This window comes from Faecalibacterium sp. Marseille-Q3530, assembly GCF_017377625.1.
Lineage (GTDB): Bacteria > Bacillota > Clostridia > Oscillospirales > Ruminococcaceae > Faecalibacterium > Faecalibacterium prausnitzii_E.
In genome coordinates this window covers 310,648-325,684 of sequence record NZ_JAFREH010000001.1, presented here as the reverse complement: position 1 = coordinate 325,684, position 15,037 = coordinate 310,648, and the positions used below count along the sequence as shown (strand labels likewise).

Here is a 15,037-nt window from a genome sequence, read left to right as displayed (position 1 = left end):
GGAACACATGAAGATCTATATCACAGGGCTTGCATCCGGCTACGAGGTCGAGCATCTGGTCCGGCTGTTTTACCCAATGGCACCGCTCACCCTGACTCCGCCCGAAGCCGGGGAGGACTGTGTGTGGGCCGAGCGGAAGCCGGACGGTCTGCTGGCGCTGGTGCGGGAGCACGGCGGACAGGAGGCCGTCTCCGCCCCGCTGCCGGGGCCGGACGGCGAGACCGAAGCCTTTGCTCTTGCCAGCCTGACCTATGACCTGCTGCGCCGCTGGACGGGCATCCGCCCGCCCTGGGGCAAGATGACCGGTGTGCGCCCGGTCCGACTCATCCACGACAAGCGCGCCGCCGGTTGGAGCGAAGCGGAGATCGACCGCTTTTTCCTGGGCCGGTTCGACTGCTCGGAGCAGAAATACCAGATGGCCAGAGCCATTGCCGATCTGCAGGAGCCGATCCTGCGCCTGGGCAGCGAGCCGAAGACCTACAGCCTGTACATCGGCATCCCGTTCTGCCCCTCCCGGTGCAGCTATTGCAGCTTCGTCAGCTGCAATCTCGACCGGGACCGCAAGCTGGTGCAGCCCTATGTGGACTGCCTCTGCCGCGAGGTAGAGGAGATCCGGGCGCAGGCAGAGCAGGCCGGGCTGAAGCTGTGCAGCATCTACATCGGCGGCGGCACGCCCACCAGCCTTTCGGCAGATCAGCTCCGCCAGCTGATGGGCACCGTGCGGCAGTGCTTTGACCTTTCCCGCGTCGTGGAATACACGGTGGAGGCAGGCCGCCCCGACTGCACCGACGCCGAAAAGCTGGCCGTCATCAAGGAGTATGGGGCGACCCGCATCTCCATCAACCCCCAGACCTTTTCGGACGAGGTGCTGGCCGGCATCGGCCGCCGGCACTCGGCGCAGGACATCCTGGACTGCTTCGCCGACGCCCGGCGGGCGGGCCACGACGACATCAACATGGACCTCATCGCGGGCCTGCCCGGCGACACCGTGGAGGGCTTTGAGCGCAGCCTGCGGCAGGCCATCGCGCTCGACCCGGAGAACATCACCGTCCACACCCTGACCCTCAAGCGGGCCTCCCGCATTGTCATCGAGGACCAGAGGGAGAACGACTACGCCGATGTGGCCGCCATGCTGGAACGCTGCCATCTGCTGGCAGAGGCGGGCTATCGGCCCTACTACCTCTACCGCCAGAAGAACACCCTGCAAAATCTGGAAAACGTGGGCTGGTGCAAGCCGGGCCACGAGGGATATTACAACATCTATATCATGGAGGAAGTCCAGACCATCCTTTCCGCAGGCGCGGGCGGCAGCACCAAGCTGGTGGCCGACGGCGGAAAACGGATGCAGCGCATCTTCAACTTTAAGTATCCGACCGAATACATCCAGCGCTTTGCGGAGGTTCTGGAACGGAAAAAAGGAGTGGCTGATTTTTATGATCACGATTTGGGTCCCGAAACGTCTGGTGGAGATCGACCTTTATAACATTGCCGCCCGCAGCCCGGAAGCGCTGGCGGAGATGAGCGAGCGCAGCTACCGCGAGCGGGTCCGCTACGCGGCCGAAAAAGTCCGCTTTTCCGGCACCAAGATCGTCATGCTCACCGGCCCGTCGGCCAGCGGCAAGACCACCTCGGCCCACAAGCTGGCCGAAGAACTCATCCGGCAGGGCACACCGGCCCATGTGGTCAGTCTGGACAATTTCTTCCGGGGCGCGGAGTTCTACCCCCGGATGCCGGACGGTACACTGGACTACGAGAACCCCGACACCATGGATCTGCCCCTCATCCGGCAGTGCCTCCGCGAGCTGAGCGAGACAGGAAAGACCGTGCTGCCGATCTACGATTTCACCAGCGAGAAGCGCTCGGATGCGACCGAACCCGTGGACCTGCAGGGCGGCGTCTGCATCGTGGAGGGCATCCATGCCCTCAACCCGGAGCTGACCAGCCTTGTGCCCGGTGAGGAAGTCTACCGCATCTATGCCGGTCTGCGGGAGGAATACTGCATCGACGGCCGCCGGGTCATCAACACCCAGGACATCCGCCTGTGCCGCCGCACCCTGCGCGATGCCGCCGCCCGCGGCCGCAGCCCCGAAAAGACCCTTGCCATGTGGGACCGCGTCCTGGACGGCGAGACCCGGTATATCAAGGGCTTCAAGACCACGGCAGACTTCCTGCTGGATACCTCCTTCACCTACGAGATGGGCCTCATCGCCCATCTGCTGCAAAAGGTGCGCCGCCAGTTCGTGCTGGAAGGCCACAATGCCGAGCTGTGGGACGAGACGGCCCGCCGGTTCGAGCATGTGGCCCCCCTGCCGCTGGACCTGCTGCCTGCCGACAGTATGCTGCGGGAGTTCTACGGCAGCGAGGCGAACTGACGAAGGGCTGTCCGGAGTTTGTGTAAATGCGAAAAATCTGTTTCCAAATCCGCACGAAACTGTAAAACTTGCGGCAAATTCGTTGCAATCAGAGGTGGAGTGCGCTATAATGAAACCATCATCTGAAAGCACAGGAGGGGAAGTACCCTTCCGCTGAGAGAGGTGTCTGTTATGGATTTCAACAAGATCAAGGAAATGGGTCTGGAATATGCCGAAAAAGGCAAAAATGCAGCAATGGATCTGGCCGAGCGCGGCAAGACGCAGGCAAAGATCGTGAACGAGCAGACCAAGCTCGCCCGCGCACAGCGCCAGCTGGGTGCGCTGGTGTACAGTCTGGCCAAGGGCAACGAGGAGAACCAGCCCCTTGTGGATAAGTACATCGAGATGATCGATGCCATCGAAAAAAATCTGGCCGCTCTGCGCGAGAGCATCGGGACGCCCGCAGCGGAAGCTGCCCCGGAACCCGAAGCACCGGCGGACAGCGTGACCATCGAGTTCCCCATCGACGCACAGCCTGCTGCGGAGGAAAAGAAGACCTGCCCGCAGTGCGGCGCTCCGGTCTCGGACGATGCACTGTTCTGCAACAAGTGCGGCGCGCAGCTGTGACCTGAAACTGAAACAGCCCGAAGCGGGCGGTGTCCGTGCGGGATACCGCCCGCTTTTGTACCAAAGTGTGAAAAATCTGGAAACATTTGAAGCGAAAAACCAGGAAATGCGCTTGTCCCCTTGAAAAATGGCGGATTCTGCGATACAATAAAGCCCTACTTTTGGAGCAGAAGGGAGCGTTTGCCCATGCTGGACTGGCCGGAGCGGGAGCATTATACGGCAGAGGACCTCATCGAGATCCTACGCATCCTGCGCGACCCCGAAACAGGCTGTCCGTGGGACAAGGTGCAGACGCACCAGTCCATCCGGAAAAATTTTCTGGAGGAAACGTATGAGGCACTGGAAGCCCTGGATGCAGACGACCCCGCGATGCTGCGGGAAGAGCTGGGCGATGTGCTGATGCAGGTAGCCTTCCATGCCGTCATGGAGGAGGAGCGGGGCCGGTTCGATTTTGAGCAGGTCTGCCGTGAGGTGTGCGAGAAGCTGGTGTTCCGTCACCCGAACATCTTTGCCTCCTCTGCGGCGGAAAATGCCGGTATAAACAGCTGGGATGCGCTCAAAAATAAGGAAAAGGGACGCCGGACGCTGGCCGATGAGCTGGGCACCGTACCGGCCACCCTGCCTGCTCTGATGTATGCTCAGAAACTGCAGAAGCGCGCCGCAGGCCATGGCCTCGGTGCAGTGGACCAGGAATGCGCGGCTGCTGCCCTGCGGGCGGCAGAACAGAACTGGGACGCCGCTGCACCGGAGGATGCCGCCGCACGGGCGGGAGAGCTGCTGTTCGCAGCGGTCAACGCCATCCGGCTGGCCGGTGTGGATGCCGAAGAAGCACTGACCTTTGCCTCGAAGCGGTTTCGGGACGAGCTGCTGGCCCCACAGGTGGGAGCGAACGGGTATCAGGCCGAAACGCCTGCTCCGATAGATAGAAAATGATGAGTACAAATTTTGTGGAGGTTTTACTACTATGACCAAGACTGATCTGATCGCACAGGTTGCGGCAAACACCGAAATGAGCAAGAAGAGCGCTGAGCTGGCTGTCAACGCTGCATTCGAGGCACTGGGCAAGGCCATGGCAGAGGGTGAGAAGATCACCATCTCCGGCTTCGGTACCTTCGAGATCCGTGAGCGCGCCGAGCGTCAGGGCATCAACCCCCGCACCCGCGAGCCCATCACCATCGCTGCTTCCCGCAGCATCGTGTTCAAGCCGGGCAAGGCTCTGAAGGACACCCTGTAAGTTCGATCTTTGCCGCCGGGGCCGCAGCTGGTTCCGGCGGTTTTTGTTACCCCTCTCCGTCAAAGCCTGTCGGCTTTGCACGAGCAGAACACGAGCAGAATACGAAAAAGCCCCTTGCTGCGGGAGCCTGTGCGCTTTTGCAGAAACGGGCGGAAAGATACGATCATGCGATTGGACAAATACCTGAAAGTTTCGCGGCTCATCAAGCGCCGCACCGTGGCAAACGAGGTGGCCGATGCAGGCCGCATCCTCATCAACGGCAAGGTCGCCAAGGCCAGCCAGGCCGTCAAGGCGGGCGACCTCATCGAGGTCACCTTCGGCAACCGCCCCATCAAAGTCCGTGTGCTCTCCGATGTGGAGCCCCGCACCAAGGATGTCGCGCGGGAGATGTACGAGATCCTTTCGGAATAAGACGGAAACGTGTATTCGATTCGGAGCTGTTCCGAAATCTGGAACAGGAAGTCAAATAACGAATAACGGTACCCTGCCCTTCATACAGTGAGAAAAAGGGGAGTTGTGCCATGAACAAGACCGCCGAAAAAACGCCCGCTCCGCCCCACGACCTGATCCTGGAAGGCCGCAGCAAACTGACGGTGACCGGTGTGAAGCGGGTGCTGCGGTGCGATGCCGACAGCGCCGCGATGGAAACGGGCAAAGGGGTGCTGCACCTGACCGGAGCCGAGCTGAACGTGACCAGCCTCGACCTGGAGAGCGGGGAGGTGCGCCTGACCGGCCGCATCGACGCGCTGGAATATACGGCCGAGCGGACGCCGGGCGGCCTGTTGCGCCGTCTGCTGCGCTGATGGCCCCGGCACTTCCGGCGGGGCTCATCGGGCAGGAGGCAGTAGCCTGCGTTCTGCTGGGGGCCGTTCTGGGCGGGGCAAGGGCGCTGTTCCCGGAAAAAGGCCGGGGAGCCTTTCTGCCGGATGTGCTGCTCGTGGGGGCGCTGCTGCTGGGGCTGCAGTCCTATGCGGCGTCGCTGAGCTTCGGCGGGGTGCTGCGGTGGTATCAGCTGGCGGCGGCCGTCTTTGGCGCGTGGGCGGCAGAACGTGTGCTGCGCGGGCCGGTGCGGGGTGTGCTCTTTGTGCTGGGGCTTCCGCTGCAAGGAGCCCGGCGGCTCCTCGCGCCGGTGCTGCTGGCCCGAAAAGTGCGTTCAAAACGTGCCAAAGAACGCCGGAACGCAAAAAGGAACGCAAAAAAACAAAAAAAGAACTTGCCAAGACCACAGCGGATGTTGTATAATTCTAACGTATCAAAGTAAGACCACAGGCGCATCGGGCCTGCTGATTTCAGGGGGCACTGAGTTATGACGAATCCGAGCCGCAAAAAACGCAGAAAGAACACGGTGCTGCGCACGGTGTTCCGGCTGTTCTTTCTTTTGCTGCTGCTGAGTATGCTGGCAGCATACATCTCCAATCAGGTGGCCATCAGCTCCAAACGTGCCGAGCTGCAGACCCTGAACGAGCAGATCGAACAGCAGCAGACCAAAAACGAGGAGCTGCAGCGCATCCTCAGCGGCGACGCGGATGACGTGACCGAATGGGTCGCCCGTGATTCTTACAACTACGCCGCCCCCAACGAGCGCATCTTTGTGGATGTGACCGGCAACTGAGGGCGGGTCCTCCGGGAGGGTCTGCGGCCCGCCCCGGAACAGCCACCCAAAAAGAGAGCAAGGAGTATTGAGTTTTGGCGATTGAGGTAGGGAACGTATTTGAAGGCCGTGTGACCGGCGTGAAGCCGTTCGGCGCATTTGTTGCGCTGCCGGAGGGCCGGGTGGGCATGGTCCACATTTCCGAAGTGTCCAATGAATATGTGCAGGACATCAACACTGTCCTGCACGACGGCGATACCGTGAAGGTGCAGGTCATCCAGGTGGCACCGGATGGCAAGATCGCATTGTCCATCAAGCGGCTGCTGCCGCGCCCGGCCCGCACGGACCGAGGCCCCCGCCCCGGCGGCCCGCGCAGCGGTGCCCCGCGTGAGGGCGGACATTTTGGCGGTTCCCGCGGCGGCGGACGCCCCCCGCGTGAGGGCGGCAGAGGCCCGGCCCGCGAGGCTGCGCCCCGCGTCTGGCAGCCCAAGGCGCCCGCTAGGAGCGACAACCTGAGCTTTGAGGATATGATGAGCCGCTTCAAGAGCCAGAGCGAAGAGAAGATGGCCGACTTGGACCACGAGACCAACAACCGCCGTGGCGGCGGTTATGCCCCGCGCTCCCGCCGCGGCCGCTGAACCCAATGAACTGATCGGGCCTGTCCCCAGCCGGGACGGGCCTGTTTTTGTGAACTGCGCCCCGGCGCAAGAAAGGAACGCTAAATGCCTGCAAAATTTGAACTGATCGCGCCCTGCTTCTTCGGCTGCGAGTCCACGGCCAACTTCGAGCTGCGCCGCATCGGCGCGGAGAACATCCGGGTCAGCGATGGCCGTCTGACCTTTGAGGGCGGTGCGGAGATGATCGCAGCCGCAAACCTCAACCTGCGCACCGTTGAGCGCGTCATGCTGCTGCTGAACACCTACCCGGCCTCCACCTTCGATGAACTGTTCGATGGCGTGTACGCCATCCCCTGGGAGGAACTGCTCCCCGCCGATGCGGCCTTCCCCGTCACCGGTTCGTCCCTGAACAGCCAGCTGACCAGTGTGCCCGCCTGCCAGAGCATCATCAAGAAGGCCGTGGTCAAGCGGCTGATGACCAAACACCACACCTCCGTTCTGCCGGAGACCGGCGCGGAGTATAAGATCCGCTTCATGCTGCGCAAGAACGTCTGCGAGATCATGCTGGACACCACCGGCGACGGTCTGCACAAGCGCGGCTACCGCCGCAACGCCATGGAGGCCCCCATCCGCGAGACGCTGGCGGCGACCATCGCCGACCTGGGCCGTGTCCGCCGCGACAGCCTTGTGGAAGACCCCTTCTGCGGCAGCGGCACCCTGCTCATCGAAGCAGCCCAGAAGGCTATGAACATCGCCCCCGGTCTGAAGCGCCGCTTTGCCGCCGAGCGGTACAGCTTCGTGCCTGCGTCCATCTGGGCGGAGCAGCGCCAGAAGGCTCTGGCCGAATCCAAGCTGGATGTCGGTTTTGAAGCCTTTGGCTACGACATCGACCCCGCCGCCGTGGCGCTGGCCAACGCCAACGCCAAGCTGGCCGGTGTGGAAAAGCGCTGCCACTTCGAGGTGGCCGATGTGGCGGCCTTTGAGGCCAGACCCGAAGCCATCGTCCTGACCAACCCCCCGTACGGCGAGCGGATGAGCACCATCGAGGGGGCCGCTCAGCTGGCCCGGACGCTGGGCCGCCAGATGGAAGCCCACCCCTGCGCGGGCGTCTACGCCATCACCGCTGACATGGAGTTCGAGAGCCACTACGGCAAACGGGCCAACAAGCGCCGCAAGATGTACAACGGCATGATCCCCTGCCAGCTGTATATGTACTACGAGGCTCCGAAGTTTGAGCACAAGGCGAAGCCCATGCCCAAACAGGGCTTTGACGGCAAGCGTTCCACCGGCCGTTTCGAGAAAAAATAAGCAAAAGTAATACTTTTTTAGCCGCACTGAACGGGAAAGTTTGGTGCGGCTGTTGCTTTTCCGGGGCTGACAAGGTGCGAATCTTTTACATTTCGTCAGTTGCATCCAAGACCGAAAAAAGGTATACTTGTATTATTGTAAGAACATGCAGCGCGAGGCTGCTGGAAAGGGAGGACGGCAATGGAAGGGCGCATGAGACCCTATCTTCCGGAGCTTACCATCCGCGATTATAACACATATCTGTGGTATCTGCGGGGGGTGCGCTGGCAGATGAGCCGCAGCTACGGGTTCTACTCCTGTCGGCTGCTGCAACACAACGGTGTGCTGTTCGCGCTTCTGGCGGACAGTCTGGCCGGCCGGTCGGCCACCTGCGTCAACCAGCGTCTGCCCGGCACACTCTGCTACAGGCAGATGATGTGCCAGACCCAGGGCATCCGCCTGGCGGCACAGGTGGAAGTGATGATGGGCTGGCATAAGCTGCAGGACCGCCGCTGGGACGAGCTGCCACTCCGGAACCAGCTGTTCCGCGCGGTGGATCACGCTCTCCTGCGCCGCGCCTACGAGAAGGCAGTGAACGAAAACCCTGCGCTGGAACGTCTGTTTGGGCAGGAACAGGCCCAGGCCGTGGTCCAAATGAACCTGAACGCGAAGAACTACAGCGTGGCGGCGGAGCCGATGAGCAACATCTACGGTGCGCTCTACTCCACCCTCGCCACCGATGACCCCAGCCAGCGCAAGAGCATGCGCTACATCGGCAGCTGCATCGGGCGGGTGTTCTACCTGCTGGATAAGGCCAGCCGGGTGGAAGAGGACCGCAAGGTGGGCCGGTACAATGTGTTTCTGGTCAATGGCATCCATGAGAAGGATGCTGCCATGGAAAATGCCCGGCGGCAGGCGCTGGCCGCAGCGAACGACCTGGTCCGCGCCTACGGGATGCTGGACGTCAAGCTGAACAAATCGCTCATCGACAACATTATGATCCTCGGCCTGCGCCATGCGGTGGACCCGCTGGACGCCGAGAACCAGCCGGTGCGCTGGGAGCTGCCGTGAAGGGCCGCAGCAGCTGGGCTATGGCCTACTGCGGCATGGCGGCGGCGCTGAGCGTCGCGCTGATGCTGCTGGGGGCCGTGGTGCCGGTGCTGATGTTCATCGCACCGGCCGCAGCCAGCCTGCTCATCGCCACGGTCTGCATGGAGTGCGGCATGAAGATGGCCCTTACGGCCTACGGCGCGGTGAGCCTGCTCAGCCTGCTGTTCGTGCCGGACAAAGAGGTGGCTCTCGTCTTCGTCTTTCTGCTGGGGTACTATCCGCTGGTCAAGCCGAAGTTCGAACGCATCCGCCCGAAGCTGCTGCGGGGCGTGTGCAAGCTGCTGCTCTGCAATGGGGCGCTGGCGGCGATGTACGGGCTGGTGCTGCTGCTCGTTCCGGCGGGCAGCATCTCGCAGGAGCTGCGCACCACAGCGTGGGTCGTCTCACTGAGCACACTGGCCATGGGCAATGTGGCCTTTCTGCTCTACGACCGGGCCATCCATAATCTATTGCAGGTCTACCGCCTAGTCTGGCAGCCAAGGCTGCATAAGATGCTGGGAAGGTGACCCTCTCAGGCAAAGCCATCAGGCTTTGCCAGCTCTCCCAAAGGGAGAGCCATTGGCAGGCCGGTTTTGGCCGTGCTGGATGAGAAAGATATTGCGTTGTGAAAAAGCATCCGGGCTCCGCGACCGAGGTCAGCAACAGCTGCCAGAGAGAGCGGGGGCCGCTGCTTTACGACAGAACAGACCCATACGAACAGCAGGAGCTGCCCGAAATGCCAAGGGCTCCCCCTTTGGGAGAGCTGGCGAGCGCAGCGAGACTGAGAGGGCATTGAAAGAAGGAATGTGGGCTTTTTGTTGACACAAAGCGCCGGGCCACGCGGGTGACAGCCGTGAGGGTGACGAGGAGAGGAATCATCGAACGATTCGGCGGATGTTTCTCCGGTCGAACAGGCTATACCGATCGCAGCAAGGGGCAAAAAGCGGCAGCAATACCGTAACAGATCCCCTTTCACGCAAGCCATACAAGAACATAAACTGGAAGAGAAGCTGACAGCTGTTCTGTGCGCATGTTGAGCGCCGGGCTGTCGGTCTGGAGGTATTTTGTATGTGTGGCATTGTTGGTTATGTTGGCAAACGCAACGCGCAGAACGTTCTGCTGGATGGTCTGGAAAAGCTGGAGTACCGCGGCTATGACTCCGCCGGTGTCGCGCTGGCACTGGACGGCGGCATCCGCGTGGTCAAGAGCAAGGGCCGCCTGGCCGAGCTGCGCAAAAAGCTGGAATTGCAGGCCCTGGCCGAGAGCGGCTGCGGCATCGGCCATACCCGCTGGGCCACCCACGGCGAACCCAGCGATGTGAACAGCCATCCGCATTCGACGCCGCGTGTGAGCATCGTGCACAACGGCATCATTGAAAATTACGGCATCCTGAAGGAGCGGCTTATCGCAAAGGGCTACACCTTTGAGAGCGAGACCGACACAGAAGTGCTGGTCAAGCTCATCGACAGCTGCTACGAGGGCGAGCCGCTGCAGGCCATCCACGAGGCTCTGAGCATGGTGCGCGGCAGCTACGCGCTGGCCGTGCTCTTCCGGGATTTCCCGGATACCGTCTTTGCCGTCAAGCGGGAGAGCCCGCTCATCGTCGGCTGGGGCGAAGGGGAAAACTTCGTGGCGTCGGATATCCCGGCCCTGCTCAAGTATACCCGCCGCTACAGCGTTCTCGAAGAGGGCGACCTTGCCGTCGTGACGCGGGAGGGCATCCGCTTCTACAACGAGTTCGCCGAGCCGGTGGAGCGGGAGGTCCTGACCGCCGATTGGGACATGGAAGCGGCGGAAAAGGGCGGTTATCCGCACTTTATGCTCAAGGAGATCAACGAACAGCCCGCCGCCATCACGGCAACGGTCAGCCCCCGCGTGGAGAACGGCCTGCCCGACCTGCGCATCCCGGAGCTGTCGGATGAAAAGCTGCGGGGCATCGGCACCGTCCATCTGGTGGCCTGCGGCACGGCCATGCACGCGGGCATGGTGGGCAAGTCGGCCATCGAAGCGCTGGCCCGCGTCCCCGCCGAAGTGGACATCGCCAGCGAGTTCCGTTACCGCGACCCCATCCTGAACAAAAACGATCTGGTCATCATCATCAGCCAGTCGGGTGAGACCAGCGACACGCTGGCGGCTCTCAAGCTGGCAAAGAGCCGGGGCGTGCCGGTGCTGGCCATCGTCAACGTGGTGGGCAGCTCCATTGCCCGCGCGGCAGACTATGTGCTCTATACCTACGCCGGGCCGGAGATCGCGGTGGCCTCCACCAAGGCTTACATGGTGCAGATGTGTGTGCTGTACCTCTTTGCGCTGCGGCTGGCCTATGCGCGCGGTGCCCAGACCGAGGCTGAGACCCGCCGCCTGACCGCAGAGCTTCTCCGCGCCAGCGAGGTCATCAAGCCCCGCCTGGCCGACTGCGAACAGATCAAGTACCTGGCCAGCCGGTTCGTCAACACCCAGAGCTGCTTCTTCATCGGGCGCGGGTTCGATTATTCGCTCTCGCTGGAAGGCAGCCTGAAGCTGAAGGAGATCAGCTACGTCCACTCGGACGCCTACGCTGCCGGTGAGCTCAAGCATGGCACCATCAGCCTCATCACGGACGGTGTGCCGGTCATCGCGCTGGCCACCCAGAAAAAGGTCTACGAAAAGACCATCTCCAACGCCAAGGAGACCAAGAGCCGGGGCGCGAAGGTCCTGCTCTTCACGACGAAAGACGCTGTGGTGCCGGACGGTGTGGCAGACTATGTCGTCCGTCTGGACGATTACGACGACCTGCTCATGCCGCTGCAGCTCATCGTGCCGCTGCAGCTGTTCGCCTACTATATGGCTGTGCTGCGTGGCTGCGACGTGGATAAGCCCCGCAACCTGGCCAAGAGCGTGACCGTGGAATAAAGACAGACGCCTCCGGATGGAGTGTGCCCCTCCCATGGAACCGGGAGGGCGCGCAGACCGTCCGGAGGCGTTTTGAATGGACAGCAAACAAGGCCGTTCCCGTGCATTGTGCAGGGGAGCGGCCTTGCGTGTTTCAGCCTATTTCCACCCTCTCGCGGTGGGGTCCAGCATTTCGGCGGCAGAGTAGACCAGCGCGTTGCAGATGGCGGCGGCGACATTGCTGCCGCCCTTGCGGCCCATGGCGGCGATGGCGGGGACGCCGTGGGCTTCGCAGGCGGCGAAGAGGATCTCTTTGCTCTCCACCACGTTCACAAAACCGACCGGCACCCCGATGACGAGCGCGGGCCGCAGCCCGGCCTCGATCTCTTCGGCGATGGTCAGAAGGGCTGTGGGAGCATTGCCGACGGCCAGGATGGCACCCGGATGCTCCTGCGCGGCCCGGTGCATGGAGGCCACGGCGCGGGTGGTCCCGGCGGCCTTGGCGGCAGCGGCGACCTCCGGGTCGGCCATGTAGCAGAGCGCCGCGCTGCCCACTTTGGCAAGGCCGGGCCGTGTGATGCCGGCCAGCGCCATGTTGGTGTCGGTGACGATGGGCGTCCCGGCCCGCAGGGCGGCGACTCCGGCGGCGACGGCGCCCGGCGTGAAGCGCAGATTCCGGGCGTAATCGAAATCCGCCGTGGTGTGGATGACCCGCTTGACCACCGCAGCCGTTTCCGGCGGCGGGGTCAGGCCCAGCGTTTCCAGCTCGGCGGTGATGATGGAAAGGCTCGTCCGCTCGATGTCGGCGGGGAGATGATGCTGCGGTGTCATGTGCGGCTCCTTCCGTTCAGGCCCATTGCGGCGTAGAGGGCATCCAGATCCAGAGCGCTGCGTACCCCGTCGGCCAGCCGGTCGAACTGCTGCTGGCGGTATTGCTCCATCGGGATGAGCGCGGCACTTTCGGGACGGATGCCCTTTTGTTTGCACAAAAATTCCACGAGTTTTTCGGTCAGTTCGCCAGTGTCAAAGAGGCCGTGCAGATAGGTGCCGAAAACATCGCCCTGCACACAGCCTTCGGGGTGGCCATCGGCCTGGGTGCAGAAGGGGAGGCCCTGCACCTCGGTGCGGCCGGTGTGGATCTCATAGCCCGTCAGCGCGGCCCCGGCAAACGGCCCGGCCACGGCGGTGGCGCGGGTCTGGGTGCGGCGTTTTTGCGCAGTAAAGACGGTGCGGGTGGGCAGCAGACCCAGCCCGCGCAGGGTCTGCGGACGGCCGCTCTCGCTGCCCATGGGGTCGGCCAGCGTTTCGCCCAGCATCTGATACCCGCCGCAGACGCCGAAGACCGGGGTGCCCCGCGCAGCCAGCTTGAGCAGGGCCGGTTCCAGACCGGACTGCCGCAGCCAGAGCAGGTCGTCGATGGTGTTCTTGGTGCCGGGCAGCAGGATCAGGTCGGGTGTGCCGAGGGTGCGCGCGTTTTGTACATACCGCACACCGAGCAGAGGGTGCTGCTCCAGCGGCATGAAATCGGTGAAGTTCGAGATGTGGGGCAGCCGGACGATGGCGAGGTCCAGCGGCTTGACCGCTTTGTCGGCGTCCAGCCGTTCGGAGAGCGAATCCTCGTCCTCGATGTCCACCTTCAGATAGGGCACGACGCCCAGCACCGGCAGATGGGTCTTCTCTTCCAGCATGGCAAGGCCGGGGCGCAGGATCTCGACGTCGCCCCGGAATTTGTTGATGATGAGCCCCTTGATGCGGGCGCGTTCGTCCGGTTCCAGCAGCGCTACGGTGCCGTACAGCTGGGCAAAAACGCCGCCCCGGTCGATGTCGCCCGCCAGAAGCACCGGTGCGTCCACGAGCCGGGCAAGGCCCATGTTCACGATGTCGTCGGCCTTCAGGTTGATCTCGGCGGGGCTGCCGGCCCCCTCGATGACGATGATGTCCACATCCTCAGCCAGGCTGTTGTAGGCGGCGAGGATGTCCGGGATGAGCGATTTTTTCATCTTGAAGTAGGCAGCGGCGGGCATCTGGCCCCGCACCTCGCCGTTCACGATGACCTGACTGCCCACATCGCTGCTGGGTTTGAGGAGGATGGGGTTCATCCGGACATCCGGCTCGATGCCGGCTGCCTGGGCCTGCACCACCTGCGCCCGGCCCATTTCAAGCCCGTCGCGGGTGACGAAGCTGTTCAGCGCCATGTTCTGGCTTTTGAAGGGGGCCACGCGGTAGCCGCCCTGCGCAAAAATGCGGCAGAGCGCCGCGCACAGCAGGCTTTTGCCCGCGCCGCTCATCGTGCCCTGGACCATGATGCACCGGGCTTTGCTCATGAAAACACCTCCGAAAGGGTCTGGAGCAGCTGCTCGTTTTCCGCCGCTGTGCGCACGGCGGTGCGGTACCAGCTGCCGTCAAGGCCCGGATAATTTGCGCAGCTGCGCAGGACAACGCCCTTCTGACGCAGGGTCTCGCCCAGCGTTTCGGGGCCTTGGAACAACAGATAATTGGCGCGCCCGTCCAGCACCCGCAGCCCCAGGGCCCGCAGGCCGGAGGCCAGCAGGGGCCGCTGCGCCGCGATGAGGGCGCGGACCTGCTCCACGTAGGCGGTCTCGTCCAGTGCGGCCAGCCCCGCCGCCTGCGCCAGGCTGGAAACAGCCCAGGGCTGGCCGGTGTGCTGCATGGCGTCCAGCAGGGCCGTGTCCGCGCTCAGAGCGTACCCCAGCCGGACGCCTGCCATGCCGTACAGCTTGGTGAAGGCTTTCAGGATCAGAAGATCGCCGCTGCCCAGCAGCGGCTTTGCGGTCAGCTGCGCATGGTCGGGCAGAAAATCGAGGAAACATTCGTCCAGCACGAGCAGCGCCCCGCAGGCGGTGCAGCGCTGCAGGATGCGGGCCACGAGATCCGGCGGGGTGAGCTGGCCGGTGGGGTTGTTGGGCTGGCAGAGGAAGACGAGGTCCACCCGGTCGTCGATGGCGGAGAGGAACGCTTCCGGCACCGTAAAATCGTCTGCCGCCTGCAAGATGAAGCGCTCCACCGTGCAGCCGACGGTTTCGAGTGCGGCGGCATATTCGGCGAACGTGGGGGCGGTGACCAGCGCCCGGCGGGGCTTTTTGGCCCACACCAGCCGGAAGATGAGGTCGGCCGCGCCGTTGCCGCAGAGGATGTGGTCTGCGGGCACGCCCTCGTCCAGGGCGAGCTTTGCCCGCAGTTCCCGGCAGAGCGGGTCCGGGTAGCGGTCTGCGGTGGGGAGTGCCGCCGTGATGGCCTTTGCCACCCCCTCCGGCAGGCCCAGCGGGCTCACGTTGGCCGAAAAGTCCAGCGCATCCCGCCCGAACTGCGCCCGGTATCCGGCCCAGTCGCCGCCGTGTACCAAGTTTTCCAT

17 protein-coding genes are annotated in these 15,037 nt (G+C 63.2%); 14 read left to right on the top strand and 3 right to left on the bottom strand.

The features are described 5' to 3' along the window. Positions 1–7 precede the first annotated feature (7 nt). From hemZ to glmS, 14 genes are all read left to right on the top strand, one after another. Complete coding sequence (gene hemZ / locus J3350_RS01405; protein WP_207685444.1) at positions 8–1,483, top strand: coproporphyrinogen dehydrogenase HemZ; 1,476 nt, start codon at positions 8–10, stop codon at positions 1,481–1,483. Then, positions 1,434–2,372 (top strand): uridine kinase, encoded by a 939-nt coding sequence (locus tag J3350_RS01400; protein WP_207685443.1) that lies wholly within the window; start codon positions 1,434–1,436, stop codon positions 2,370–2,372. The genes hemZ and J3350_RS01400 overlap by 50 nt, the downstream gene beginning before the upstream one ends. Before the next feature lie 171 nt (positions 2,373–2,543). Then, entirely contained in the window at positions 2,544–2,978 is a 435-nt protein-coding gene (locus J3350_RS01395) for a zinc ribbon domain-containing protein (protein WP_097792551.1), read from the top strand. A gap of 186 nt (positions 2,979–3,164) precedes the next feature. Next, the gene (locus tag J3350_RS01390; RefSeq protein ID WP_207685442.1) at positions 3,165–3,911 is read left to right on the top strand and encodes a MazG family protein; all 747 of its coding nucleotides are present in this window, start codon (positions 3,165–3,167) and stop codon (positions 3,909–3,911) included. A 31-nt stretch (positions 3,912–3,942) separates the two neighbouring features. After that, positions 3,943–4,212 (top strand): HU family DNA-binding protein, encoded by a 270-nt coding sequence (locus J3350_RS01385; protein WP_097792549.1) that lies wholly within the window; start codon positions 3,943–3,945, stop codon positions 4,210–4,212. Positions 4,213–4,377: 165 nt separating this feature from the next. Continuing rightward, positions 4,378–4,623, top strand: a complete 246-nt coding sequence (locus tag J3350_RS01380; protein ID WP_097792548.1) for an RNA-binding S4 domain-containing protein — start codon at positions 4,378–4,380, stop codon at positions 4,621–4,623. A gap of 110 nt (positions 4,624–4,733) precedes the next feature. Continuing rightward, positions 4,734–5,015: a YabP/YqfC family sporulation protein gene (locus J3350_RS01375; RefSeq protein WP_097792547.1), complete on the top strand. Its 282-nt coding sequence runs from the start codon at positions 4,734–4,736 to the stop codon at positions 5,013–5,015. Then, positions 5,015–5,473: a hypothetical protein gene (locus J3350_RS01370; protein ID WP_242700079.1), complete on the top strand. Its 459-nt coding sequence runs from the start codon at positions 5,015–5,017 to the stop codon at positions 5,471–5,473. Before J3350_RS01375 ends, J3350_RS01370 begins: the two co-directional genes overlap by 1 nt. Positions 5,474–5,518: 45 nt before the next feature. Continuing rightward, positions 5,519–5,824, top strand: a complete 306-nt coding sequence (locus tag J3350_RS01365; RefSeq protein WP_097792545.1) for a septum formation initiator family protein — start codon at positions 5,519–5,521, stop codon at positions 5,822–5,824. A 74-nt stretch (positions 5,825–5,898) separates the two neighbouring features. Then, positions 5,899–6,441 carry a S1 RNA-binding domain-containing protein gene (locus J3350_RS01360; RefSeq protein WP_207685441.1) on the top strand — a complete coding sequence of 181 codons (543 nt, stop codon included), beginning with the start codon at positions 5,899–5,901 and terminating at the stop codon, positions 6,439–6,441. A gap of 84 nt (positions 6,442–6,525) precedes the next feature. After that, positions 6,526–7,728: a class I SAM-dependent RNA methyltransferase gene (locus J3350_RS01355; protein WP_097792543.1), complete on the top strand. Its 1,203-nt coding sequence runs from the start codon at positions 6,526–6,528 to the stop codon at positions 7,726–7,728. A 192-nt stretch (positions 7,729–7,920) separates the two neighbouring features. Then, the gene (locus tag J3350_RS01350) at positions 7,921–8,778 is read left to right on the top strand and encodes a DUF5685 family protein (RefSeq protein WP_242700078.1); all 858 of its coding nucleotides are present in this window, start codon (positions 7,921–7,923) and stop codon (positions 8,776–8,778) included. After that, positions 8,775–9,323 (top strand): hypothetical protein, encoded by a 549-nt coding sequence (locus tag J3350_RS01345; protein WP_207685439.1) that lies wholly within the window; start codon positions 8,775–8,777, stop codon positions 9,321–9,323. The genes J3350_RS01350 and J3350_RS01345 overlap by 4 nt, the downstream gene beginning before the upstream one ends. Positions 9,324–9,864: 541 nt before the next feature. After that, the gene (gene glmS, locus J3350_RS01340; RefSeq protein ID WP_207685438.1) at positions 9,865–11,685 is read left to right on the top strand and encodes a glutamine--fructose-6-phosphate transaminase (isomerizing); all 1,821 of its coding nucleotides are present in this window, start codon (positions 9,865–9,867) and stop codon (positions 11,683–11,685) included. 138 nt (positions 11,686–11,823) lie between these two features. Here the strand turns inward: glmS and J3350_RS01335 are convergent, their stop codons facing one another. Genes J3350_RS01335 through J3350_RS01325 form a run of 3 tightly spaced genes read right to left on the bottom strand, consistent with a single transcriptional unit; the run spans position 11,824 to position 15,037 of the window. Next, positions 11,824–12,495 carry a precorrin-8X methylmutase gene (locus J3350_RS01335; RefSeq protein ID WP_207685437.1) on the bottom strand — a complete coding sequence of 224 codons (672 nt, stop codon included), beginning with the start codon at positions 12,493–12,495 and terminating at the stop codon, positions 11,824–11,826. Beyond that, a complete protein-coding gene (locus J3350_RS01330; protein ID WP_207685436.1) occupies positions 12,492–13,988 on the bottom strand; it encodes a cobyric acid synthase in 1,497 nt (498 codons plus the stop codon). The genes J3350_RS01335 and J3350_RS01330 overlap by 4 nt, the downstream gene beginning before the upstream one ends. Beyond that, complete coding sequence (locus J3350_RS01325) at positions 13,985–15,037, bottom strand: histidinol-phosphate transaminase (RefSeq protein ID WP_207685435.1); 1,053 nt, start codon at positions 15,035–15,037, stop codon at positions 13,985–13,987. The genes J3350_RS01330 and J3350_RS01325 overlap by 4 nt, the downstream gene beginning before the upstream one ends.

Coding starts and splice junctions, on each gene's coding strand:
- hemZ (WP_207685444.1), top strand. CDS start 8: ATGAAGATCTATATCACAGGGCTTGCATCCGGCTACGAGGTCGAGCAT.
- J3350_RS01400 (WP_207685443.1), top strand. CDS start 1,434: ATGATCACGATTTGGGTCCCGAAACGTCTGGTGGAGATCGACCTTTAT.
- J3350_RS01395 (WP_097792551.1), top strand. CDS start 2,544: ATGGATTTCAACAAGATCAAGGAAATGGGTCTGGAATATGCCGAAAAA.
- J3350_RS01390 (WP_207685442.1), top strand. CDS start 3,165: ATGCTGGACTGGCCGGAGCGGGAGCATTATACGGCAGAGGACCTCATC.
- J3350_RS01385 (WP_097792549.1), top strand. CDS start 3,943: ATGACCAAGACTGATCTGATCGCACAGGTTGCGGCAAACACCGAAATG.
- J3350_RS01380 (WP_097792548.1), top strand. CDS start 4,378: ATGCGATTGGACAAATACCTGAAAGTTTCGCGGCTCATCAAGCGCCGC.
- J3350_RS01375 (WP_097792547.1), top strand. CDS start 4,734: ATGAACAAGACCGCCGAAAAAACGCCCGCTCCGCCCCACGACCTGATC.
- J3350_RS01370 (WP_242700079.1), top strand. CDS start 5,015: ATGGCCCCGGCACTTCCGGCGGGGCTCATCGGGCAGGAGGCAGTAGCC.
- J3350_RS01365 (WP_097792545.1), top strand. CDS start 5,519: ATGACGAATCCGAGCCGCAAAAAACGCAGAAAGAACACGGTGCTGCGC.
- J3350_RS01355 (WP_097792543.1), top strand. CDS start 6,526: ATGCCTGCAAAATTTGAACTGATCGCGCCCTGCTTCTTCGGCTGCGAG.
- J3350_RS01350 (WP_242700078.1), top strand. CDS start 7,921: ATGAGACCCTATCTTCCGGAGCTTACCATCCGCGATTATAACACATAT.
- glmS (WP_207685438.1), top strand. CDS start 9,865: ATGTGTGGCATTGTTGGTTATGTTGGCAAACGCAACGCGCAGAACGTT.
- J3350_RS01335 (WP_207685437.1), bottom strand. CDS start 12,495: ATGACACCGCAGCATCATCTCCCCGCCGACATCGAGCGGACGAGCCTT.
- J3350_RS01330 (WP_207685436.1), bottom strand. CDS start 13,988: ATGAGCAAAGCCCGGTGCATCATGGTCCAGGGCACGATGAGCGGCGCG.
- J3350_RS01325 (WP_207685435.1), bottom strand. CDS start 15,037: ATGGAAAACTTGGTACACGGCGGCGACTGGGCCGGATACCGGGCGCAG.